Origin of the sequence: Lacunisphaera limnophila, assembly GCF_001746835.1 — a bacterium.
GTDB lineage: Bacteria > Verrucomicrobiota > Verrucomicrobiia > Opitutales > Opitutaceae > Lacunisphaera > Lacunisphaera limnophila.
Map to the genome: position 1 here is coordinate 3,852,361 of NZ_CP016094.1, position 23,360 is coordinate 3,875,720.

Annotated in this window: 15 protein-coding genes; 14 read left to right on the forward strand and 1 reads right to left on the reverse strand. The window is 68.5% G+C overall.

What is annotated here, in order from left to right; genetic code table 11:
• Nucleotides 1-5: 5 nt before the first annotated feature.
• Nucleotides 6-155, reverse strand: a complete 150-nt coding sequence (locus tag Verru16B_RS18465; RefSeq protein WP_157772499.1) for a hypothetical protein — start codon at nt 153-155, stop codon at nt 6-8.
• Nucleotides 156-287: 132 nt separating this feature from the next.
• Here Verru16B_RS18465 and Verru16B_RS16200 point away from each other — a divergent pair, with 132 nt between their 5' ends.
• The 14 genes from Verru16B_RS16200 (at nt 288) to Verru16B_RS16265 (ending at nt 23,350) form a co-directional block, all read left to right on the forward strand.
• Entirely contained in the window at nt 288-1,583 is a 1,296-nt protein-coding gene (locus Verru16B_RS16200) for a NupC/NupG family nucleoside CNT transporter (protein ID WP_069963263.1), read from the forward strand.
• Between the two features lie 285 nt (nt 1,584-1,868).
• Nucleotides 1,869-2,117 (forward strand): Rossmann-fold NAD(P)-binding domain-containing protein, encoded by a 249-nt coding sequence (locus tag Verru16B_RS16205; RefSeq protein WP_069963264.1) that lies wholly within the window; start codon nt 1,869-1,871, stop codon nt 2,115-2,117.
• A complete protein-coding gene (locus Verru16B_RS16210) occupies nt 2,114-4,636 on the forward strand; it encodes an ABC transporter permease (RefSeq protein WP_069963265.1) in 2,523 nt (840 codons plus the stop codon). The genes Verru16B_RS16205 and Verru16B_RS16210 overlap by 4 nt, the downstream gene beginning before the upstream one ends.
• A gap of 91 nt (nt 4,637-4,727) precedes the next feature.
• Complete coding sequence (locus Verru16B_RS16215) at nt 4,728-7,136, forward strand: ABC transporter permease (protein WP_069963266.1); 2,409 nt, start codon at nt 4,728-4,730, stop codon at nt 7,134-7,136.
• Between the two features lie 7 nt (nt 7,137-7,143).
• Complete coding sequence (locus tag Verru16B_RS16220) at nt 7,144-9,606, forward strand: ABC transporter permease (RefSeq protein WP_069963267.1); 2,463 nt, start codon at nt 7,144-7,146, stop codon at nt 9,604-9,606.
• A gap of 42 nt (nt 9,607-9,648) precedes the next feature.
• Nucleotides 9,649-12,057, forward strand: a complete 2,409-nt coding sequence (locus Verru16B_RS16225; protein ID WP_157772501.1) for an ABC transporter permease — start codon at nt 9,649-9,651, stop codon at nt 12,055-12,057.
• Nucleotides 12,058-12,103: 46 nt separating this feature from the next.
• Nucleotides 12,104-14,608, forward strand: coding sequence for an ABC transporter permease (locus tag Verru16B_RS16230; RefSeq protein ID WP_069963269.1), 2,505 nt, complete (start codon nt 12,104-12,106; stop codon nt 14,606-14,608).
• Between the two features lie 302 nt (nt 14,609-14,910).
• Nucleotides 14,911-15,366, forward strand: a complete 456-nt coding sequence (locus Verru16B_RS16235; RefSeq protein ID WP_069963270.1) for a DoxX family membrane protein — start codon at nt 14,911-14,913, stop codon at nt 15,364-15,366.
• Between the two features lie 13 nt (nt 15,367-15,379).
• Entirely contained in the window at nt 15,380-16,765 is a 1,386-nt protein-coding gene (locus Verru16B_RS16240; protein WP_069963271.1) for a Gfo/Idh/MocA family protein, read from the forward strand.
• Between the two features lie 107 nt (nt 16,766-16,872).
• Nucleotides 16,873-17,541, forward strand: a complete 669-nt coding sequence (locus Verru16B_RS16245; RefSeq protein WP_069963272.1) for a discoidin domain-containing protein — start codon at nt 16,873-16,875, stop codon at nt 17,539-17,541.
• A 272-nt stretch (nt 17,542-17,813) separates the two neighbouring features.
• Nucleotides 17,814-19,265, forward strand: coding sequence for a flippase activity-associated protein Agl23 (locus Verru16B_RS16250; protein WP_069963273.1), 1,452 nt, complete (start codon nt 17,814-17,816; stop codon nt 19,263-19,265).
• The gene (locus Verru16B_RS16255; protein WP_069963274.1) at nt 19,262-19,960 is read left to right on the forward strand and encodes a glycosyltransferase; all 699 of its coding nucleotides are present in this window, start codon (nt 19,262-19,264) and stop codon (nt 19,958-19,960) included. Before Verru16B_RS16250 ends, Verru16B_RS16255 begins: the two co-directional genes overlap by 4 nt.
• Before the next feature lie 160 nt (nt 19,961-20,120).
• Complete coding sequence (locus tag Verru16B_RS16260) at nt 20,121-20,957, forward strand: FAD:protein FMN transferase (protein WP_069963275.1); 837 nt, start codon at nt 20,121-20,123, stop codon at nt 20,955-20,957.
• Complete coding sequence (locus Verru16B_RS16265; protein ID WP_069963276.1) at nt 20,954-23,350, forward strand: ADOP family duplicated permease; 2,397 nt, start codon at nt 20,954-20,956, stop codon at nt 23,348-23,350. Before Verru16B_RS16260 ends, Verru16B_RS16265 begins: the two co-directional genes overlap by 4 nt.
• Nucleotides 23,351-23,360: the final 10 nt, after the last annotated feature.

Consider the following 23,360-nt stretch of genomic DNA (forward strand, 5'->3'; position numbering starts at 1 on the left):
GCAGCCTAGGACTTTCGGCTGGCAGGGCAAACCTCACTTGCCCGCTTTTCCGGGCCGCCCGCGAACCAGACCACCAGGCAGACCACGCCCCCCGCCATCACCGCGGCCGCAGCAGTCATGCCGGCCACCAGCAGGATTAGGTCGAGGGCATTCATGCGAGTAAGTGACCGCTTAGACGCGCCGAAGTGCCGGGAGTTTCCTGCCGGAAAACTTTCTCGCCGCAGGCCTTCTTCCTGCTCACCCTCGCGTTCCGTAGCTTCCCCCCCCGCTCATCCCCTTCTTCTTCCATGGAGCAACTCACCCACATTCTGCGCGGCTTGTTAGGCATCACTGTTTTCGTGGGCCTCGCCGTCCTCTTCAGCGAAAACCGCCGGGCCATCAACTGGCGCGTGGTCACGATTGGCCTGCTGCTGCAGTTCGTCTTCGCCGGGCTGGTCATCTACGCGCCACCGGTGCGCTATGCCGTCGAGTTGGTGGGCAACTTCTTCGTCAAGCTCCTCGCCTTCACCAACGAGGGCACGAAATTCGTCTTCGGCTCGCTGGTGGACCAGGAAAAGCACGGCGTGGTCTTCGGCCTGAGCATCCTCCCGTCCATCATTTTCTTCTCTGCCTTCACCTCGGCGCTCTACTACCTCGGCATCCTCCAGAAGATCGTCTGGGTCTTCGCCTGGGTGATGACCAAGACCATGCGCCTCTCCGGCCCGGAGACCCTCAGCGCCTCCGCCAATATCTTTCTCGGCCAGACCGAGGCGCCGCTCCTGATCAAGCCCTACCTCAACACCATGACGCGCTCGGAAATCCTTTGCGTCATGATCGGCGGCATGGCCACGGTCGCCGGCGCCGTGATGATCGCCTACATCAGCTTCCTCGGCGGCACCGACCCGGCGCAGCAGGTGATCTTCGCCACCCACCTGATCACCAAGTCCGTCATCTCCGCCCCCGCCGCCCTGCTCATTGCCAAGATCCTCGTGCCGCAGACGGAGGCCGTCAGCACCGAACTCGCGGTCAACAAGGAGAAGATCGGCTCCAACCTGCTCGACGCCATCTGCCTCGGCACGACCGACGGCCTCAAGCTCTGCGTCAACGTCGGCGCCATGCTGATCGTCTTCACCGCCCTCGTCGCGTTGGTGAACTATGTGCTCAGCGGCTGGCTCGGTGATCCGCTCGGGCTGAACACCTGGGTCGCCACCGCCACCGGCGGCGTGTTCAAGTCCTTCTCGCTCGATTTCCTGCTCGGCATGCTCTTCGCCCCTGTCGCCTGGCTGATGGGCATCAGCAACGACGCCCTGCTCCAGTCCGGCGCCCTCCTCGGCACCCGCACCGTGCTCAACGAATTCGTCGCCTTCATCGATCTCGCCCGCCTCAAGGACACCGGCCTCTACACCGACAGCCGCAATCTCATGATCATGACCTACGCGCTCTGCGGCTTTGCCAACATCGTCTCCATCGGCATTCAGATCGGCGGCATCGGCGCCATCGCCCCGGCCCAACGCGAAAACCTCGCCAAGCTCGGCGTGAAGGCCCTCCTCGGCGGCAGCCTCGCCTGCTTCATGGCCGCCGCGATCGCCGGCATGCTCGTCTAAGCCACCACCTCCGCCCGGGGCATCCCACAATCGGGACCGGGTGATGTCATTTTCAGGGCAAATCCGAGGGAAGACAGAGGGTCGGCATTCCTTAGCCGTTGTTCCCGTTGACTTAACAACTGTGGCGAACGTTGGCATGCACCATGCAAATGCCCGCACATGCCGCTCGCCACGCACACGCTTTCCTTCCGGGATCACTCGCGTGTTTTCCTAACCCTCGGAGTTGCGCTCGCCGTTGCCGCAACCTTCCTCGTTTCGCTGCTCGGCCTTCTCCCCTGATCCGCCATGGCCGGCACCGCGCACCCTTGGATTTTCCGTAGTTCGCTGGCCCGCGCCAGCCAGCTCACGCTCCTGGTCGTCGCCCTGGGCCTCGCCACCGTCTCCTGGCCTCATCCCGGCCTCCCCGCCTCCCTCGCCCTCGCGCTCAACCCGCCTGTGCCCGCGGTCACGGCCGACGCGGCGCCGTCCGGCGAGTGGCCGCGCGCCGCCCTCCGCCTCTGGTTCCTCCTGCCCCAAATCCTTCCACGCCCATGATCATTGAAACCTTTCTCCAGGACCTGCGCATCGGTCTCCGCGTCCTCATCAAGGAAAAATCCTTCTGCGCGCTCGCCATCTTCGTCCTCTCGCTCGGCATCTGCGCCGTCACCACCCAGTTCAGCGTGGTCAACGGCGTGATGCTGCGCGGCTTCTCGTTCCCGAACGCCAGCCGCCTCGTGAGCGTCCAGCTTATCGACCCGACCTCCGTGAATTTCTTCGGCGTGAACAGCCAGATGTTCTCCCAGGACTTTCTCGACCTTGAGGCCGAGCAAAAGTCGCTCGAGCACCTGGGGGCCTACATCAACGGCTCCACCGTCAACATGACCATCGGCGCCGACGCCCAGCGCTTCACCGGCGCCTACGTCTCCGACGGTTTCATGCCGGCCCTCGGCGTCACCCCGGTCATGGGCCGCGGCTTCACGCGCGAGGACAACACCCCCGGCGCCCCCAAGGTCACCATCATCGGCTACGAGCTCTGGCAGCGGCATTTCGGCGGCGCGCCCGATATCCTCGGCCGCAGCGTCCGCCTCAACGGCAAGCCGGCCACCGTGATCGGGGTCATGGCCCCGGGCTTCGCCTTCCCGCAAAACGAACAGCTCTGGATCCCCGTCTTCAACGAGTTCCCGCCGCAGGACCGCAACAACCAGAACGCCGCCGGCAACGGCGTGCAACTCCTCGCGTCCCTCAAGCCCGGCGTCTCCGTCGACCAGGCCCAGCTGGAGTTCTCCGCCTTCGCCCGCCGCTTCGCCGAGACCTACCCCGACACCAACAAGGTCTTCAACACCGCCCTGGTCGAGCCGCTCATCAAGGCCTTCACGCCCGCCGCCCTCAGCGGCCAGCTCCTCGTCATGCTCGCCTTCTGCTTCGGCGTCCTCCTCCTCGCCTGCGTCAACGTGATGAACATGCAGTTCGCCCGCGCCACCCTGCGCGCCAAGGAACTCGCCATCCGCTCCTCCCTGGGCGCCACGCGGGTCCGCCTCATCCGGCAGATGCTGACCGAGAGCCTGCTCGTGGCCGTCCTCGGCGCCATCCTCGGCGTCGGCCTCTCCTACTGGGCCGTCGACCTCCTCACGGCGACGGTCAAGAACCTCGCCAACCCCATCCCGGCCTACATCACCTTCGACATCGACGGCCGCGTCCTCGCCTTCACCGTCGGCGCCACCCTCGTCGCCGCGCTCGTCTCCGGCCTCATCCCGGCCTGGATGTCCTCCCGCGCCAGCGCCGCCGAGGCCCTCAAGGACAGCGGCCGCGGCACCACCAGCCGCGCCGTCAACCTCATCACCCGCGGCCTCGTCGTCGGCCAGCTGTTCGTCACCTGCATCCTGCTCATCGGGTCGCTGCTCCAGCTGCGCTCCATCCTCAACCAGCAGTCCCTCGACTACGGTTACGACACGTCCGCCGTGCTCGCCGGCCGCATGGGCCTGATGGACGGCGACTACCCGACCAATGAGGCGCGCCAGCTCTTCTACGAGCGCCTGCTCGCCCAGGTCCGCACCAACCCCGCCGTCGAGGCGGTCGCCCTCACCAACCGCTTCCGCATGGTTTTCTCCGGCGCCACCGCCATCGAGATCGAGGGCCGCGCCTACAAGGAGGAAAAAGACCGCCCCAACGCCAGCTTCGAGCAGGTCTCCGACGGCTACTTTGGCGTCACCGCCCAAAAGCTGCTCGAGGGCCGGGATTTCAACGGCGACGACACCGATGCCCGGCTCCCCGTCGCCATCGTCAACGCGGCCTTCGCCCGGAAACACTACGGCCTCGAGAGCGCCCTCGGCCGCCGCTTCCGCCTCAGTCTCAACAACGGCGCGTCGTTCACCCCCTGGCGCACGATCGTCGGGGTCGTGTCCGACGTCCGCATGGTCGGCCCCTTCCCCAACGCCAATGTCGACGATTCCGGCTTCTACGTGCCCTTCTTTGCCACGCTGTTCAGCCCGGTCGCGGCGGCGGAACCGTCGGCGCCGCAATTCGGCACCATCGCCCTCCGGGCCCGCGGCGGCCAGCGCGGCACCGCCCTCCTGGAGGTCCTCCGCAGCGAGGCCCGCAAGGCCGACCCCAACCTGCCGCTGTACTTTGTCGGCACCCCCAAGGACAGCATCGAGGTCTTCACCGGCGCCAACAAGGTTATCGCCACCATGTTCACCCTTTTCGGTGCCGTCGCCATGGTGCTCGCCTCGGTCGGGCTGTACGGCGTGACGTCCTTCTCGGTCAACCAGCGCACGCAGGAGTTCGGCGTCCGCATGGCCCTCGGCGCGGACCAAGGCCGCATCCTCGGCATGGTGATGAAACAGGGCTCCTGGCAGCTCGGCCTCGGCCTGGGCATCGGTCTCTTGCTCTCCGCCGGCCTGGCCGTCGCTTTTGGCGCCCAGATCCAGAACTTCCTCATCGGGATCACCGCCCTCGACCCGCTCACCTACCTCGCCGTCACCGTCGTCCTCTCCGTCGTCTCCCTCATCGCCACGCTCATCCCCGCCCGCCGTGCCACCCGCGTCGACCCCATGGTCGCCCTCCGCTCCGAGTAAGGAAGAAGGATGAATTATGCATTAAGAAGTTCCCAGCCCGCCAACCTCACCGCCGTTTTCTTAATTCTTCCTGCTTAATTCTTAGTTCCCCATGAACGACCTCCGCTTCGCCCTGCGCCAGCTCGCCAAGGCCCCCGGCTACACCTTCGTGATGGTCGCCACCCTGGCCCTCGGCATCGGCCTGAACACCTCGATGTTCAGCATCCTGAACCTGCTGCTGCTGCGGCCGCTCCCCTACCCGGAAAAGGACAACCTCGTCCGCGTCTACCGCACGACCAAGCAGGATCCGCGCGGCGGCCACAGCGCGGCGTCCTTCCTGGATCTCCGGCGCGAAACGGCCGGCTTCGCCCGCCTCATTGGCTTCCGCCAGTGGGGTTACACGCTCACGCAGCCGGGCCGCAGCCCCGAGAATCTCAACGGCGTGCGCGTCTCCACCGATTTCTTCAGCGTGCTCGGCCTGCCCCCGGCGCTCGGCCGCAGCTTCTCGGCCGCGGAGGACCACGCCGGCAATCAGGTGATGATCATCAGCCACAAGGCCTGGCTCGCCCATTTCGGCGGCGACCCCGCCATCGTCGGCCAGAGCGTTTTACTGGACAGCCAGCCGGTCACCATCATCGGCGTCCTGCCCGCGGAGTTCGCCAACCTCTTCCTGTGGGGTCCAGGCGACGTCTTCCGCCCGATGGGGCTCAACGAGCAGGAGAAGGCCACCCACGACGACAACTCCCTCCAGCTCATCACGCGTCTCGAGGGGGGCCTTTCCCTCGACCAGCTCAACACCCGGCTCGCCTCCGTGGCCGTCAACCTCGCGCCCACCCGGCCTCGCGAGCAGAGTGAGGACGGCCTCCGCGCCCACCCGCTCCAGTCCACGCTCATGCCGCCGGGCACCGCCGCCGGCCCCATCTTCCTCCTCGGCCTGGCCGGTATCGTCCTCCTCATCATCTGCGACAATCTCGCCAGCCTGCAGCTGGCCCGCGCCACCTCCCGCACCCGCGAGTTCGCCATCCGGGCCGCCCTCGGCGCCTCCCGCAGCCATCTGCTCAAACCGCTGCTGCTGGAAAGCCTCCTGCTCGCCGGCGTCGGCGGACTCCTCGGCATCCTCGTCACCGTCTGGGGCAACGCCTGGATCGCCCATACCATGTCGGCTACTTTCCCGATCGAGCTGGATATCAGCATCGACGGCCGCGTGCTGGCCTTCGCGCTCGTCGTCTCCGTGCTCACCGGGATCATGTTCGGCCTCGCTCCCGCGTGGCTCTCCGCCCGCGTCAACGTCAACGACACCCTCAAGAGCGGCGCCCGCGGCGCCACCGGTGATCGCTCGCACCTCCGCTTCCGCAATCTGCTCATCGTTTTCCAGTTTGCCGCCGTCCTCGTCCAGCTCAGCTGCACCGGTTTCTTCATCCGCGGCATGCAGACCCTCCAGCAGCGCGACATCGGCTGGAACACCGCCGGCCTCACCCAGGGCATTGTGAACCTGCCGCAGGCCCGCTACGCATCGGAAGAACAGGTGCGCGGCTTCTATCACGAGCTCGAACAGCGCCTGCGCGCGCTGCCCGGCGTGGAAAATGTCGCGATCGGCTGGACCGCCCCGCTCTACCAGCTGCTCACCACCCGTACCTACGTCGTCGAGGGCCGGGAACCGCCCGTGCCGGGCCAGGAACCCATCGCCTTCCTCAATGCGGTTTCGCCGTCCTTCCTCGACACCCTGCAGATCCGCCTGCTCGCCGGCCGTTCGTTCACCGCGGCGGATCGCGCCGGCGCGCCGCCCGTCGTTCTGATCAACGAGGCCATGGCCCGCGCCCTCTTCCCGGGCCAGGAACCCGTTGGCCAGCGCCTGCGCACGGGCTCCGGTGAGACCGCCGTCGTCGCCGAGATCGTCGGCGTCTTCAAGGACGTCGGCCTGGCCGGCAACCCCGCCCCCCAGTCCACGCCCTATCAGGTCTTCAAACCGCTCGCCCAGGAAACCTGGAACTATGTCACCATCGTCGTGCGCGCCGGCGCCACGCCCATGACCGAGCCGCTGCGCCGCACCGTCGCGGAGCTCGATCCCAACGTCCCCGTCCAGCTCCTCAACACCATGGACGAACTCGCCAAGACCAGCACTCGCACCATGGAACTCATCACCACGATTTTCGCCGGCTTCAGCGTGCTCAGCCTGCTGCTCGCCGCCATGGGCCTGTACGGCGTCATCGCCCGCCTCGTCGCCCAGCGCACGGCCGAGATCGGGGTGCGCCTCGCCCTCGGCGCCCAGCTGCGTGATATCCTCCGCCTGGTCATGGGCGCCGGCTTCCGCCTCGCCCTGCTCGGAGCCGGCCTTGGCCTGCTCGGCGCCATTCTGGCCAATCTCGCCATCGCCCAGATCTTCAACGGCAAACCCTCCCTCGACCTCGTCATCCTGCCGGCCATGACCGTCACGCTGGTGTTGGTCGCGCTCCTCGCCAGCTACCTGCCGGCCCGGCGCGCCACCCGCATCGACCCCATGACGGCGCTCCGCGCCGACTGAAGCCGCCATGCCGCCCCTCCTTCGTTTCGCCCTGCGCCAGCTGCTCAAGAACCCCGGCTTCACCGCCACGGTCACCCTCGTGCTGGCCCTCGGCATCGGCGCCACGACGGCGATCTTCAGCGTCGTTCACGCCGTCCTCCTCAACCCCTTCCCCTACCAGGACGGCAACCAGATCCTCTTCGTCGGTTCCAGCCGGCTCGACCAGCCCGGCAGCCAGATGCCGGTTGCCTACCCGGACTACCTCGAGTGGCGCCAGCAGGTGAAGACCGTCGAGCACCTTGGCTTCGCCAGCGGCAGCGCCGTCACCCTCACCGGCATCCCCGAACCGGCCGTCTTGCGCAACGGTGCCATCTCCGCCGCCGTATGGCCCCTGCTCGGCCTCCCGCCCGTGCTGGGCCGCGTGTTCACCGAGGCCGAGGACGCGGTCGGCGCCGCCCCGGTCGCCGTGCTCAGTCACGCCACCTGGCAGCGGCGCTTCCAGGGTGACCCGGGCGTCCTCGGCCGGCTTATCATCCTCGATGGCAAATCCTACACCGTCATCGGCGTGATGCCCCCCGTCTTCAAGTTCTGGGCGGCCGACGTCTGGACCCCCGTCGGGCTCCAAGCCGACACCGACATCATGCGCAGCCGGCTCATGCGCATGGACACCTGGGTCGTCACCCGCGCCCGGCCCGGCCTGGGCAAGGACGATGTGCAGACGGAACTCGACCTGCTCGCCCGCCAGCTGGCGCTGCAGTTCCCCGAAACCAACAAGGATGTCGGCGTGGCCATCCGCTTCCTCGCGGAGTCCGTCGCCGGCCCGTTCCGCGACCCACTGCTGGGGCTGCTCTTTGCCGTGGCCTGCGTGCTTCTCATCGCGTGCGCCAACGTTGCCAACCTGCTGCTGGCGCGCACCAGCGCCCGCCGCCGCGAGTACGCGGTGCGCGCCGCCTTGGGCGCCAGCCGAGGCCAGCTCCTCCGGCAGACCCTCGTCGAGAGCCTGCCCCTCGCTCTGCTCGGCGGGGGCGCCGGCCTCGTCGTCGCCGTCTGGGGCCTCGACGGCCTGCTCGCCATCCTGCCTCAGGACGCTGTGCCGGCCGAGGCGCAGATCCGCGTCAACGGCCCGGTCATGCTCTTTTCCCTCGCCGTCACCCTTGGGACGCTGCTGCTCTTCGCCCTCTTCCCGGCGCTGGAAGGCTCCCGCGCCGCCGTCAGCCCCGCCCTCTCCGAGGGCAGCCGCGGCACGGCCAGCCGGGCCACGGGTCGGATCCGCGCCGGCCTCATCATCGCGGAGGTTGCCCTCTCCCTCATGCTGCTGGTCGGGGCCGGCCTGCTTATCCGCAGCCTGCAGCAAATCAGCGCGGTCGATGTCGGCTTCGACCGGCACAACCTCCTCGCCATCCCCCTCCAGCTCCCCGAGGCGCGTTACGCCGGCAGCGAGCAGGCCACGACCTTCTTCGAGGACGCCGTGACCCGCCTGCAGGACCTGCCCGCAATCGCCGCGGTCGCCGCGACCACAAACGCACCCTTTATCGGCGGCTCGGGCATGCCGCTGGCCGTCGAGGGCCGGGCCTACCAGGACCTCAACGAGATCCGCGGCGTTCAGTTCTCGCTCGTGACCCGCGACTACTTCCGCGCCCAGGGCCTGCCGCTGCGCCGCGGCCGCGTGTTCGATGACACCGACCGGGCCGGCTCCCAGCCGGTGATCATCCTCAACGAGGCCGCCGCGAAGGAATTCCTCCCCGGGGTCGACCCCCTCGGCAAGCGCGTGATGCTCGGCGCCCCCGAGCATCTGCTCACGCCTGGCATGCTCCCGCCCGGATTCGATACTTTCCAATGGGCCACCGTCGTCGGCGTTGTGCGCGACGCCCGTCATTTCGGCCAAGCCGGCGATCCGCCGCCCGCCGCCTTCATCCCCGTGCGGCAGGGCTGGGACTACCCGCAGATGCGCCGCTTCATGATCTTGCTCATCCGCACCCACGGCGAGCCCACCGCCGCCGTGCCCGTCCTGCGCGAGATTCTCAAGTCCCTCGATCGCAATCTGCCCGTCGAGCGCATCTCGCCCATGGACTCGCTCATCTCCGACACCCTCCAGGGCACCCGCTTCAACACCGTGCTCCTTGGCCTCTTCGCCGGCGTGGCCCTCGCCCTCTCCGCCGTTGGCATCTACGGCGTGGTCGCTTGGAACGTCACCCAGCGCACCCGCGAGATCGGTGTGCGTCTCGCGCTCGGCGCCAACCGCGGCAACGTGCTCCGCCTCGTTGTCGGCCAGTCCATGCGCGTGGTCGGAGTCGGTATCGTCCTCGGCGTGGCCGGCGCCATCGCCGTCGCCCATGTGATGCGGAGCACGCTCTTCGGTATCAGTACCTTCGACCCGGTGACCTTCTGCGCCGTGGTCAGCCTCCTCGCGGCCGCCGCCCTGCTCGCCTGCTGGCTCCCCGCCCGCCGGGCCACCAAGGTCGACCCCATGGTCGCCCTGCGCTCGGAGTAAGCCGCCCGGCCCCTACCCACCCGCTCCCGCATGATCTCGGAATTGAAATTCGCCGTCCGCCAGCTCCTCAAGTCCCCGGGCTTCACCGCCATCGCCCTCCTGACCCTCACCCTCGGCATCGGCGTGAACACGGCCATGTTCACCGTGGTCAACACGCTACTCTTCCAGCCGGCGCCGTATCCGGATTCCGCCCAGGTGGTCCGGGTCTACGGGACCAACGCCCAAGGTGATGCCTGGCCGCACTCGCTGCCCGACTTGCGTGACCTCGGCACACAGGGCCAGACCTTCGCCTCGGTCACGCCTTACCAGTGGTGGATCTTCAGCCTCGCCGAACCCGGCCAGCCGGCCGAGGCGCTCAACGGCGTCGTCGCCGCCGCCAACCTCTTTGACACCCTCGGGCTCCAACCCGTGCTCGGCCGCGCGTTCACAGCCGAGGAACAGCAGGCCGGCCGCGACACCGTCGCGGTGCTCAGCGACGCTTGCTGGCGCCGCAAGTTCGGCGCCGATCCCGGCATCATCGGACGCTCGCTGCGGATCGGCGGCGAAAGCGTCACCATCATCGGCGTCATGCCCGCTCAGGCCGAGTATCCGACGTTCTGGGGTCCGATCGACGTGTGGCGCCCCCTGCCGCTGGCGGAGGGTTGGCGCGAGGACCGTTCCGTGTCCTGGCTGCAGGCCGTGGCCCGGCTCAAACCGGGTGTGTCGCGGACCGAGGCCCAGGCTGAATCCACGGTCATTGCCGGCCGTCTGGCCCTCCAATATCCCGGCTCCAATGCCGGCAAGGGCGTGCGGCTGGTCCCGCTGGTCGGCTCCGAGGTCGCGGTCGTGCACCGCCGGCTCATCTGGCTGACGCTGGGGCTCGCCGGTTTCGTGCTGCTCATCGCCTGCGCCAATCTCGGCAACCTGCAGTTGGCGCGCAGCGCGGGCCGCGCCCGGGACTTCGCCATTCGGGCCGCCCTCGGCGCCTCCCGGCCGGCCCTGATGCGCCGGCTGCTCGTGGAAAACCTGCTCCTGGGCCTGGCCGGCGGCGGACTCGGCCTCCTGGCCGCGCAGTTCCTCACCTCCTTCCTCGCCCCGCACCTGTTTGCCGGCAAGACGGCGAACGCCGTTTTCCAGACCGACGGTCGGGTGTTCGCCTTCGCCCTCGGGGTGGCGGTCCTCGCTGGCCTCCTGTCCGGTGGCATCCCGGCGTGGCTGGCCAGCCGGACCGACGTGAATCTGGCGCTCAAGCAGCAGTCTCGCGGCGCCACCGGTGACCGCGGTCGCCAACGCGGCCGCCAGGCCCTGATCGTCAGTCAGATCGCATTCTCCGTCGTGCTGCTCGCCGGCTCGGCCTTTTTTCTCCGTGGCCTGCAGCGCTACCTGACGCAGGATCCGGGCTGGCGTGTCGAAGGCCTGGTTCGCGGCACCATGACCCTGACCGAGCTGAAATATCCGACCGAAGCATCCCGCCGCCTCTTCCACCAACGGCTGATGGAGCGGGTGGCCCGCCTGCCCGGCGTCGAGGGGGCGGCGCTCACCGTCTCGTTGCCGTTACGCGACTACACCACCCCGATGGGCTTCGTACCCGAGGGCCGGGAGGAGCCGCGGCCCGGGCACGAGCCCTTCGCCTTCCACAACATCGTAAGCGCGGACTACTTTTCGCTGCTGGGCATCCGCCTCGTCGAGGGCCGCGCCTTCGCTCCCGCCGAGCCGCCCGCGGGCAGCCCGCACCAGATTATCATCAGCGAGTCGATCGCACGCCAGTTCTGGCCGGGCGAGAGCGCGATCGGACGCCGGATCCGGGAGGTTGATCCCCAGGGCCGGCCCCACTGGGAGGTCATCGGCGTGGTGCGGGACGTCGGCCTGGCCGGCAACGTGGACACCCCGGCAACCCACTACCAGATCTACCATAACATGGCGCAGAATCCCTGGGGTTATTTCACGCTCGTGGCGCGCAGCCGGAACCCCGCCACGCTGGCGGATCCCCTGCGCCGGGCGGTCGCCGAACTCGACCCCGACCTACCCGTTGTGGAACTGCGCACCGTTCAGGAGACCGTGGCCGGCGCCCTGCACGATCTCCAGGTGACCAACAAGCTGCTCGCCGCGTTCGCCGGGCTCGGACTCTGCCTCGCGGCGCTCGGCATCTATGGCGTGATCTCCGGGCTCGTCGCGATGCGCATCCAGGAATTCGGCATCCGCCTCGCGTTGGGTGCGCAGCCGGAGCATGTGCTTCGCATCGTGCTGGGCAACGGCGTCCGCCTCGCTGGACTGGGCACGGCCCTGGGTCTGGGCCTGGCCGCTCTCCTCCTGCCCTCCCTGAGCGCCGCGTTTCCCGGCCTGCCCGGTCTCGACGTACCCGCCTTCCTCGCCGTCGTCGCCCTCCTGCTGGCCGTGACCCTCGTCGCCTGCTGGCTCCCCGCCCGCCGTGCCACCAAGGTCGACCCCATGGTCGCCCTGCGCGCGGAGTGACTGGCCGGTTCCGACACGAGTCACCCCACCCCAACAAGCCTGCCTGATGCCACCCGAATTCAAGTCCGCCGTCCGCCACCTCTGGCGCCAGCCCGGCTTCACGCTCCTGGCGGTGCTCTCCCTGGGCACGGCGATCGGCGTCAACTCCGCCATGTTCTCCATCGTGAACGGGTTCCTCCTCCGTGAGACGACCACGCACGAACCGGAAAATTACGTGGCCGTATTTCACGCGACGCGCGACGCGCGGCGGGACTACCGCCCTTTCTCCCACGCTGAGTTTGCCGCCTTGCGGGCGGATCAGGCGGTCTTCGCCGATGTGTCGGCCGCCGCCTACAGCCAGGTCGCGCTCGGTGATCCCGGCGAAATCCGCCGGGCGTTCGCCTTCCTGGTTTCCGACAACTTCTTCGCCCTCGCCGCCGCCCGGCCCGCCCTCGGCCGGTTTTTCACCGCGGCAGAAACCTCCCCCGGTGCGGGGCAGGCCGTCGTCGTTGCCAGTCACGCCCTTTGGCAAAGACTCGGCGGTCGCGCGGATTTCGTGGGCTCAGCCCTGCGGATCAATGGCCGCTTCTGCACCGTCATCGGCATCGCCCCGCCCGGCTTCAGCGGGGCCAGCCCCCTGCTCGCCCCGGAGGTCTGGCTGCCGCTTGGTTTCTTCTCCGCCTCGGCCCCGGCTTTTGCCGAAACACGGCGGAGCCCGGACCTCTCGGACCCGCGCAACCATGTGCTCAACCTCTTTGCGCGACTCGACCCCGGCCTCACGCGCGCCACGGCTGCCACCCGGCTCCCGGCGGTGGCCGGCCGCCTGGCCCGACTCGACCCTGATCCCGGCACCGAACGCGAGATCGTCCTCGCGCGGCCCTTCGGCATCGCCCCGCAGCCGGTTCGCGACAACGCCTTCGCCTCCCTGACCACCCTGACCCTCGGGCTATCCGCCGTGGTGCTTATCATCGCGTGCCTCAACCTGAGCAATCTGCTGCTGGCCCGCGGCGTCGGCCGCGCGCCCGAGATCGCGACCCGGCTCGCCTTGGGCGCGTCCCGCGGTCGGATCCTCGGACAATTGCTGCTGGAAGGTCTCCTGCTGGCCGTCACGGGCGGCGCCCTCGGCGTCCTTATCAGTTCCTGGGCCGGTTCCTTTCTGGCCCAGGTTCTTGCGGATCGCGTGGCGGATTTCGGCTTCCAAGTCACCACCTCGTTCCAAGCCGACCTCCCGGTGCTCGGCTTTACCCTTCTGGTCTCCCTGGTTGCCAGCCTGGCCTTCAGTCTGGGTCCGGCCTTGGTCCTGTCCCGGCGTGATCTCACCAACGACCTGAAGGGGGCCGCGCGCGGCACCCTCGCCGGAGAGGGGCGCACGCTCTGGGGTGGGCGGAACATCCTGCTCATGCTGCAGATGGGCTTCTCCCTCGTCTCCCTCTTCGCCGCCGGCTTGTTCCTGCGCGCGGCCTTCGCCGCCCTCGAGCCGCCCACCGGCTTTGATCCTAGGGGCCGCCTCGTCGCTGAGATCGATTTTGCCCTGTCGGCCGACGACCCGCTCACCGTCCGCCGCCGCGCGACCGCTGCGCTGGCCGCAGCCCGCCGGCAGCCCGGAGTGGCGCAGGCTAGTCTGGCCTCCCTGGTGCCGTACGCCAACGACGTGCAACTCGCGCGCGTCAGCCTGCCCGGGAGCGCCCCTGAAACCGGACGCTCAACCGGCATCCCGGCCGCCTTCTCTGCCATCAGTGACGGTTACTTTTCCGCCTTGGGCGTGCGGCTGCTGCTTGGTCGCGACTTCACCCCTCAGGAATCACTGGCCGCCGGAGCTGCCCCGGTGTGTGTCGTCGACGAAACCCTGGCGCGCCGCTTGTTTCCCACCGGGAACTGGGTGGGGCAGATCCTCACCCTGCAGGGCGGTCCCGCCCAGCAGGTGCAAGGCGAGCACACGATTGTGGGGGTGGTCTCCGCCCACAGTCAGGATGTAGTCGACCGCAGCCGGCCCCTGCCCCGCGTTTTCGTACCCTTCGCCCGCATCGATCATCCGGTTTGGTTCCTCGTCGCCTACGCACCGGACGACAACAGTGCCTCCCTGCTCCATCGCACCCTGCTGGCCTCCGATGCCACGTTGCCCCTGGTCATGGTCACTCCACTCGAATCCTTTCTTGCCGCCAATTTCGGCCGCTGGCAGGCCGGCTTGGCCGCCTCCCTCTTCGGCCTGTTCGGACTGATCGCCGTCGTGCTGGCCGCCATCGGCATCTACGGCGTGACCGCGTACAACCTCAGCCGGCGGGCGCGGGAACTCGGCCTGCGGACCGCGCTCGGCGCCGGAACCGGCGACATCATCCGCCTGGTGGTGGGGCGAGGCTTTGTCCTGCTGGGGCTCTCGGTCGCCGCTGGTTCGATCGCCTGCGGCCTGGTCGGTCTGGCGCTGGCAGGGTTCGTCCCCGACGTCGCCGCCTTTGATCCGCTGGTGTTCGCCGCCTGCCTGCTCACCCTGTTCCTGTCTGCCACTCCTGCCCTCCTCCTTCCCGCCTGTCGCGCCGCCAAAGTCGATCCCCTCGTCGCCCTGCGCGCAGAGTGACGGGCCCCGACCTGTGCAACTCGGCAAGGTATAAATGAAACCACTGGCGCGCTGAAGGTGGACGCATCAGGCGGCCGCTCCCCGGGTTCCGACGGAAATCGCCTGTCCGGGGGCGCGTACCTGGCGGGTGGGGCCGATTGGGCATATCTTGCTAATATTTCATTAGCTAATTTTCTCTCTTGGCGGTCACGAAACCAGCTCACTAGGCTGTGGCCTTCCCCGACAGGCTTAGGCCGTTTCCCCTCACCTCCCACAGTCCTACCGTCCCGGCCACCGCTTCTGAACCCCCACCACCTTTAACCATGAGTGAATCCCCCGCCCCCACCGCCCCGCGCGTCAACGAATACACCGCCGCCTTCCTCCTCCTCCGGCTCTTCCTGGGTCTCCGCACCCTGCTGGCCGGCGTCGAGAAGTTCGAGTCCGGCGGCAAATACACGTTCGAGAACTACTACGCGAACATGACCCGTATGGCCTCCGGCATCACCGGCGCCTCGTTCATGCCGCTGTGGATGACCAAAAACTTCGCCCACTCGCTGGGTTACCTCCTGATCATCTTCGGCGCGGCCCTCCTCCTTGGCGTGAAGACCCGCTGCACCCTGGTGCTCACTGGCCTCCTCTACGTCGGCCTCTCCTTCGGCCTGATGGCCGTGCAGGAATCCGAGGGCGTCGCCTGGCTCGCCATCCACGTCGGCCTCATCGCCGGGGCCCTGGTTCTCGTCCGCCACAACCGCTTCTCCGTCTGGGCGGACAAGTCCTGACCCTCCGCCCGCCATGCCCGACTCCCCCTCCCCCTACCCGGCCTTCACCCGCCGCGACTTCCTCGCCACCGGCGCCAAGCTCGGCGCGATGCTCGTCGCCGCCCCGGCCTTCGTCCGCGCCGCCACCGGCAGCCAGACCCTCAACGTCGGCCTGATCGGCTGCGGCGAACAAGGCCGCGTGCTGCTCAACGCCGCCCTCAAGATTCCCGACATCCGCTTCAAGGCCGTCTGCGACATCTGGGGCTACAACCGCACCTACGCCGAGCGCCTGCTCGGCAAGTTCGGGCACGAGGCCAAGCCCTTCGAGGACTACCGCGAAATGCTCGCGGCCGTGCCGGATCTCGACGCCGTCATCGTGGCGACGCCCGACTTCGTCCACGCCGAGCACACCAACGCCGCCCTCAAGGCCGGCAAACACGTGTATTGCGAGAAGCTCATGGCCCACACCGTCGAGGCCGCCCGCTCGATGGTCGTCACCGCCCGCGAGACCGGCAAACTCCTCCAGATCGGCCACCAACGCCGCAGCAACCCGCGCTACCAGCACGCCCGCGACCGCCTGGTCAAGGAAGCCCACCTGCTCGGCCGCATCAACAATGCCTCCGGCCAGTGGAACCGCGCGGTCACCGAGGATCTCGGCTACCCCGCCAAGTACGCCCTCACCGAGGATAAGCTGAACCAGTACGGCTACGCCAACATGCACGAGTTCCGGAACTGGCGCTGGTTCAAGCGTTATGCCGGCGGCCCGATCTCCGACCTCGGCGCCCACCAGATCGACATCTTCAACTGGATGCTCGGCGCCAATCCCTCCTCCGTCCTGGCCGGCGGCGGCGTGGACTACTACAAGAATCACGAGTGGTACGACAACGCCTACGTCATCTACGAGTATCCCACCCCCACCGGCATCGTGCGCTGCACCTACCAGGTGCTCACCACCACCAGTGCCGGCGGCGGCTACCATGAATACTTCATGGGCGATGAGGGTGCCTTGAAGATTTCGGAAAACCCGAAGTACACCAAACTCTACCGCGAGGCCCGTGCCCCCGAATGGGACCAGTGGGTCGACAAGGGGCTGATCGGCCGCCCCGGTTCCGGCGAGGGCGCCCCCGCCCCCGTCAAACCCTGGGAAAAGCCCAAGCCCAAGCTCGGCGGACCCAGCAAGTCGGCCACGGTCGACGTCCGCGAGACGGCCGAACTCTCCGCCTGGGACATCCCGGTCACCCTCGACAAGGCCATCCACCAGCCCCACCTCGAGAACTTCTTCGACGCCATCCGCAAGGACACGCCGCTGAACTGCACCGGCGACCAAGCCTTCGCCAGCGCCGTCACCGTCCTCAAGGTCAACGAAGCCATCGCCGCCCGCACGATGCTCACCTTCAAACCCACGGACTTCGTCGTCTGATTGACGGAACCATTCTTCCGCGATCCGACTCTCACCGTTAACCCCGCCCGTCAGGGCGCCGCGCCGTAGCCCACCGGGCCTAGGCGGGTCACCTTCCCCCTCCCCTCATGAAACACCTCCGTCCCCTTCTCACCCTCGCCTTTACCTGCGCCCTGCCGCTGCCGTTCCTGGCCGCCGCCGACCTGGTCCCGCTCGAGCTCGACCTGCCGAAGCCCCTCTTCGTCGGCACCCCGCGCCCCATCAAGCTCGCCAACCTCGAGCAGTTCTCCGCCGGCAAGCGCCCCGACTTCATGGTGCCCGCCGGCACCGTCCTCCTGTCCGCGGGCAAGCCCGTCACCAGCAGCGACGAGTTCCCGATCATCGGCGAACTGGATTTCGTCACCGACGGCGACAAGACCGGCATGGACGGTTCCTTCGTCGAGTTTGGCCCCGGCGTGCAATGGGTCCAGGTCGACCTCGGCGCCTCCTCCCCGCTCGCCGCCATCGTCGTCTGGCACTTCCACTCCCAGGCCCGCGTCTATCACGACTTCGTGGTGCAGGTTTCCGATGATGCCGCCTTCAAGACCGGCGTCACCACCCTCTACAACACCGACGTCGACAACTCCGCCGGCCTCGGCACGGGCAGCAACCTCGCCTACATCGAGAGCAACATCGGCCGCATCGTCGACGCCAAGGGCACCAGCGCCCGCTACGTCCGTCTCTACTCCAACGGCAACACCTCGAACGAGCTCAACCACTACTGCGAGGTCGAGGTCTTCGGCGCCCCTGCCAAGTAAGCGTTCCGTCAGTCTTTCCTCATGTCGGGCGGGGTTTCCAAACCCCGCCCTTTTTGCGCCCACCTTCGAGCGCGAGCGAAGCCGCCCGCGAGAATCTCCCCTCCACGGCGAAGTAACCGTGGCACCATTCCCCCAGTTTCGGCCCGGGATGATCAAGACCACGAGGATGCCCACGCCTGCTCAGCCCCCGCCACGCGTACCCATTTTTGCGTTTTTTGTGCTTTTTGTGGCCAATCCTTCAGGGAGATTTAGACTTCAGATCACCCCCGCCCATGCCGCCCGTCCTCACCCGCTGGCTCCCGCTCGCCCTGCTCGCCCTCTTGGCGTTCGGCGTGCGCGTCTGGGACCTCGACCGCCGGCCCATGCACGCCGACGAGGCCAACCAGGCCGTGAAGGCCGGCGAACTGCTCGAGCACGGCCGCTACGCCTTCGATCCCGTCGACCACCACGGTCCGACGCTCTACTACTCCGTACTGCCGATCGCCTGGCTGCGCGGCGAGTCCACGCTCGCGGAACTCACCGAGACCACCGTCCGCCTCGTCCCCGCCCTCGCCGGCGTGGCTTCGGTGCTGCTGCTCTTCCTGCTCGCCCGCCCGTTGGGCCACTGGCCGGCCCTTGCCGCCGCCGCCTTCCTCGCCCTCTCCCCGCCCGCCGCCTACTACAGCCGCTACTTCGTGCAGGAGACGCTGCTCGCCACCTTCCTCCTCGGAGCGCTCGTCTGCGCCCAACGCTGGTGGGTCACCGGCCGGCTCGCCTGGGCCGTCGGCGCCGGGCTCTGCGCCGGCCTGATGCAAGCCACCAAGGCCAGCACGCCGCTGCTCGTTCTGGCCGTGCTGGGCGGTCTGGTCATCGCGCGACCACGCCGCCCCGTCTCAACGAACGTTTTGCGCGATCTGGCCTGTGCCGGCCTCGCCGCCCTCATCCTCGCCGCCCTTTTCTATTCATCCTTCGGCACGCACCCGCGCGGTCTGGTTGACGCGCTGCTGACCTATCCCGCCATGACCGCTCGGCTCGGCCTCGGCACCGGCCATGAAAAACCCTGGTGGTACTACCTCGGCCTGTTCGGTTGGCAAAAGGTCGGCGGGCTCACCACCCACCAACTCGCCTTCAGTACGCTCGCCCTGGCCGGCCTGATCTTTGCCTTCACCCCGCGCGCCAGCCACCTGCTGCGCTGGGCTGCGGGCAGCGGCGCCCTGCTGCTGATCATTCTGTCCGCCAGCGCCTACAAGACTCCGTGGCACGCCCTCCACGTTGTGCCGTTCCTTTCCTTGCTGGCCGCGGGCGCCTTCGCCGCCCTGCCCCAGCGACCAACCTCCCGCTTCCTCGCCGTCGGCCTCGCCTTGGCCGCCCTGTATTCCCAAGCCCAACAGGTCCGCCTGACTTCCTTTCTGCGCCCGGCTGACGAACGCAACCCCTACGCCTACGTCCACACCTCACCGGATGTGCGGAAAGTGCGTACCCTGGTCACGGCCGCCCAAGCCGCCCGGCCCGACCGGCCCGTGCGCGTCATCAGCGAGGAAGCCTGGCCCTTGCCCTGGTACCTGCGCGGCCTGACGGGAATTGGTTATTGGTCCACGGTGCCGGCTGCATGCGACGGGGCCCTCGTCATCACCTCCGCTGGGCTTGCTGATGAGGTCCGTTCGCACCTGACCGGCGACTACGACACCACCTTCGTCGGCCTCCGCCCCGGCTTCGTTTTGGTCGTTTTCACCCCCCGGTCATGAGCGCGCATACCTCACTCGTGATCCCGCTCTACAACGAGGCTGGCAACATTCTGCCCCTCGTCGGCGCCTGTGTGGACGTGCTGAACGCCCGCGGCCGTGACTATGAAATCATCCTCGTGGACGACGGCAGCACCGACGGCACCGCGGCGGAAATCAAGGAAGCGTGCGCGCGCTGGCCCCGTTGCGTGGTCCTGACCCGGCCGCACGCCGGCCAGGCGGCGGCGCTGCTCGCCGGCCTGCAGGCCGCGCGCGGCGATCTGCTCCTGACCCTCGATGGTGACGGCCAGAACGACCCGCGGGATTTCCCGGCGCTCCTTGATCTCGTGGAGTCGGATCAGGTTGACCTCGCCTGCGGCTGGCGGGTGGACCGGCACGACAGCACCCTGCGCCGCGTGATGTCCCGCCTCGCGAATCTTGTGCGCCGCCGGGTGCTGGCGGACGGCGTCCACGACGCCGGTTGCCAGCTCCGGGTCATGCGCCGCACCGTCCGTGACGCGCTTTTCCCCTTCGAACTGATGCAGTCCTTCATTCCCGCCATCGCCGTCGCCGCGGGTTTCCGCGTCGGCGAACTCCCCGTCCGGCATCACCCCCGCCGCCACGGCGACTCGAAGTACGGATTCCTTCGGCTCTGGCTCAGTCCGGCCCTCGCCATGCTCCGCCTCCGCCGCGAGCTCCGCCAAAAATTCCCCCGATGAAGGTTTGGCCCCAGAAAGCACAGAAGGCGCAGAAGGTTTCACGCAAGCCTGGTTCATTTTTGCGCCTTCTGTGCTTTTGTGGCCCACCTTGCCTTGGTTTGCTTCTACATCCGGGATCATTCGTGTCATCCGCGGTTAAAAATGTCTTTCTCTTCGTAAGATGAATCCCGTCCGCTTCGAGCATGAGGCCATGGCCACGACCTTCGAGCTCTTCCTCGACGGCCACCCTCCTGACTACGCCCGCCAGGCCGCCGGCGCCGCCTTCCGCGAGCTCGACCGCCTCGAGGGCGAACTCAGCCGCTACGTGGAATCGAGCGACATCGCCCGCGCCAACCGCTTGGCCCCGGGCGAGACGATCGCGATCGGCGAGGACACCCTGCATTGCCTCCTGCTGGCCGGCGAGGTTTCCGCGGCCACGCAACGCACCTTCGACCCGGCCTATGCCTCGGTTCCGCTCACCGACGCCCCGCCCGGCGCCCCGCTCTACCAGCTCGATCCCTCGGCGCACACCCTCACCTCCCTGGCCGGTCGACTGCATCTGGATCTGGGCGCCGTGGGCAAGGGCTATGCCCTGGATCGCCTGGCCGCGACGCTGCGCGAGTGGGATGTCACCGCCGCTCTCCTCCAAAGCGGCGGCAGCTCCGCCCTGGCCCTCGCCGCTCCCCCAGGCGAAGCCGGCTGGGCGGTCGGCCTCGGCGAAGGTGAGAGCTACCGTACCCTGTCACTCGTCGACGCCGCGCTGAGCGGCTCTGGCATCGCCGTCAAGGGCACCCACCTCGTTGACCCCCGCACCGGTGCGCCCGCGGCCCGGCGCCAACGCGTCTGGGCCCTGGCGGCCAACGCCGCCGCCTCGGATGCCCTCTCCACCGCCTTCTTCGTCATGACGGCGGACGAGATCACATCCTTCTGCGCGACGCATCCTACCATCGGCGCCGCCTGGCAACCGCCTGAAGGTGCCCTGCTCATCCGGGGCGCGTGGCCCGCCCTCCGCCCATGAAACAGTCCATCCGCTCGCTCCTGCGCAGCCCCGGGCACACCCTCGTCGCTTTGCTCACGCTGGCCCTCGGCATCGGCGTCAACACCGCCATGGTCAGCAGCGTGCAGGCGGTGCTGTTCCGCCCCGCCCCGTTCCCGCACCCGGAGCAGATCGCCCGCATCATCGGCGAAACCCCGCAGGGCCGCATGGACATGTTTTCGCACGCGGAACTGCAGGAAATCCGGGCCGGGACCACGGCCTTCGCCTCGCTGACCACACTCGGCTGGGACTATCAGACCTTCGCCGAGACCGGCCAGCCGACCACGCGCCTCGTCGGGGTCAACGCCAGCGCGGAGATGTTCACCCTCTTCGGCGCGCTCCCCGCCCTCGGCCGCGCGTTCACCGCCGAGGAGAACCAGCCGGGGCGCAACCACGTGATCGTGATCAGCCACACCCTGTGGCACGAACGCTACGGCGGTCGCCCGGATGTGCTCGGCCGGGTCGTCCGGCTCAACGGCGAGCCGGTCGAGATCATCGGGGTGATGCCCGCCTCGTTTGAATTTCAACCGCTCTGGGACCAGGCCCAATTCTGGCGCCCCCTGAGCTTCACCCCCGAGCAGCAGCAGTGGCGCGACCTGCGCATTTTCACCCTGTTCGGCCGCCTTCTACCCGACTCCTCCCTCGCCGCGGCCACCGCCGGACTGGCCCCGCTCGCCGAGACCCAGGCCCGGGCTCATCCCTCGATTTATGGCGGGTTTCGCTATCGCGTGCTGTCCCTGCAGGAATCCGTCACCGATCCCCTCGTCCGCAACATCAGCTGGATGCTCCTCGCCCTCTCGGTCTTTGTCCTGCTCATCGCCTGCGCCAATCTGGCGAACCTGCAGCTGGCCCGCACCACCGCCCGCGCTCGCGACCTGGCAATCCGCGCCGCCCTCGGCGCCACCCGGGGCACCCTCATCGGCCACCAGCTGCGTGAATGCCTCGTCCTCGCCCTGGCCGGCGGCGCCCTTGGCCTGCTCGTGGCCACCGGCCTCAATCGCGTGATCGCCCGCCGGCTCCTCGGCGGCACCACCGACATCAGCCTCGACCTGACCACCCTGGGCATCACCTGCGCGGTGGCTCTCTTCACCGGCATCCTCTTCGGCATCTTCCCTGCCTGGCTCGCCGCCCGCACCGATGTGAACGCCGTGCTCAAGCAGCAGGCCCGCGGCTCCAGCGCCGGCCGCGGCCAGGCTCGCGCCCGCAATTTGCTCATCGTCGCCGAGGTCGCGCTCGCCCTCGTCCTGCTCGGCGGCGCAGGCGTCATGCACCGGGGCCTTGCCCGCCTGTTGGAACGGCCCGCCGGCTGGGATACCGGCCGGATCCTCACCGGCATCCTCCCCGTCCCCGACGCGCGCATCAACAACGACCCCCAGCGCGCCGCCTTCTTCCTCCAGCTCGAGAGCCGGCTGGCCGCCCTCCCCGGGGTCGAACAGGCCGCCATCGCCACCTCTCTCCCGATCAACGGCTATAACGCCGATCGCCAGGTGCTGCGCGCGGACCAGACCCCGGGCTCCGCCGCGCAACTCCCCGCCGCCAGCCACGTCATGGTCACTCCCGGCTTTTTCGCCACCCTCGGCATCCCGCTGCTCGAGGGCCGCCTGTTCCCCGCCGACACGCGGGCCAACGGCCCCCGCGTGGTCGTCATCAACGCCGCGCTCGCCCGCGCCCTCTGGCCGGGCCAGAGCGCGATCGGTCAGCGCCTGGGCAGCATGGACAGCGGCACCGCTTACTGGGCCGAGGTAATCGGGGTCGTGCGCGACGTCGACGCCGTCGCGCGGCTGCAACCCGCGGCCACGCCGTTTGTGGTCTACAAGCCCCTCGTGCATGAACCCTGGGGCTGGGTCTACCTCGTCGTCCGGAGCGAGCGGCCCGAACTGCAGGTCGATCCGCTCCAGCGCGCGGTGGTGGCCCTGGACCCGGAAATGCCCAGCTACGGCATCTGGACCGTTCCCCAGGCCGTGCGCGAGGTCCAGCACAACGTCCGCCTCTCAGCCGAGCTGCTTTCCGCCTTTGCCCTGCTGGGGCTGGCCCTCGCCGCGGTCGGGATCTACGGCGTGACCGCCAACCTCGTCGCCCAGCGCACGGGTGAATTCGGCATCCGCCTGGCGCTGGGGGCGCGGCCCTCCGACCTGCTGCGTCTGGTGCTGTGGCACGGTCTCACCCTCGCGGCCACCGGCCTCCTGCTCGGCGCCGCGGGCGCCTTGGCCCTCGCCCGCTACCTCGGCTCCCTGATGCCACGCGTCGCGGGCCTCGATTTTCCGGCCTTGGCCGGGGTCGCGGGGCTCCTGCTGGCCGTCACCCTCGTTGCCTGCTACCTGCCAGCCCGGCGGGCCACCCAGGTCGACCCCCTCGAAGCCCTGCGCACGGAATAAAATGGAAACA

Excerpts from the sequence above, each read along its gene's own strand:
- Verru16B_RS18465 (WP_157772499.1), bottom strand. The coding sequence starts at position 155 with ATGAATGCCCTCGACCTAATCCTGCTGGTGGCCGGCATGACTGCTGCG.
- Verru16B_RS16200 (WP_069963263.1), top strand. The coding sequence starts at position 288 with ATGGAGCAACTCACCCACATTCTGCGCGGCTTGTTAGGCATCACTGTT.
- Verru16B_RS16205 (WP_069963264.1), top strand. The coding sequence starts at position 1,869 with ATGGCCGGCACCGCGCACCCTTGGATTTTCCGTAGTTCGCTGGCCCGC.
- Verru16B_RS16210 (WP_069963265.1), top strand. The coding sequence starts at position 2,114 with ATGATCATTGAAACCTTTCTCCAGGACCTGCGCATCGGTCTCCGCGTC.
- Verru16B_RS16215 (WP_069963266.1), top strand. The coding sequence starts at position 4,728 with ATGAACGACCTCCGCTTCGCCCTGCGCCAGCTCGCCAAGGCCCCCGGC.
- Verru16B_RS16220 (WP_069963267.1), top strand. The coding sequence starts at position 7,144 with ATGCCGCCCCTCCTTCGTTTCGCCCTGCGCCAGCTGCTCAAGAACCCC.
- Verru16B_RS16230 (WP_069963269.1), top strand. The coding sequence starts at position 12,104 with ATGCCACCCGAATTCAAGTCCGCCGTCCGCCACCTCTGGCGCCAGCCC.
- Verru16B_RS16235 (WP_069963270.1), top strand. The coding sequence starts at position 14,911 with ATGAGTGAATCCCCCGCCCCCACCGCCCCGCGCGTCAACGAATACACC.
- Verru16B_RS16240 (WP_069963271.1), top strand. The coding sequence starts at position 15,380 with ATGCCCGACTCCCCCTCCCCCTACCCGGCCTTCACCCGCCGCGACTTC.
- Verru16B_RS16245 (WP_069963272.1), top strand. The coding sequence starts at position 16,873 with ATGAAACACCTCCGTCCCCTTCTCACCCTCGCCTTTACCTGCGCCCTG.
- Verru16B_RS16250 (WP_069963273.1), top strand. The coding sequence starts at position 17,814 with ATGCCGCCCGTCCTCACCCGCTGGCTCCCGCTCGCCCTGCTCGCCCTC.
- Verru16B_RS16255 (WP_069963274.1), top strand. The coding sequence starts at position 19,262 with ATGAGCGCGCATACCTCACTCGTGATCCCGCTCTACAACGAGGCTGGC.
- Verru16B_RS16260 (WP_069963275.1), top strand. The coding sequence starts at position 20,121 with ATGAATCCCGTCCGCTTCGAGCATGAGGCCATGGCCACGACCTTCGAG.
- Verru16B_RS16265 (WP_069963276.1), top strand. The coding sequence starts at position 20,954 with ATGAAACAGTCCATCCGCTCGCTCCTGCGCAGCCCCGGGCACACCCTC.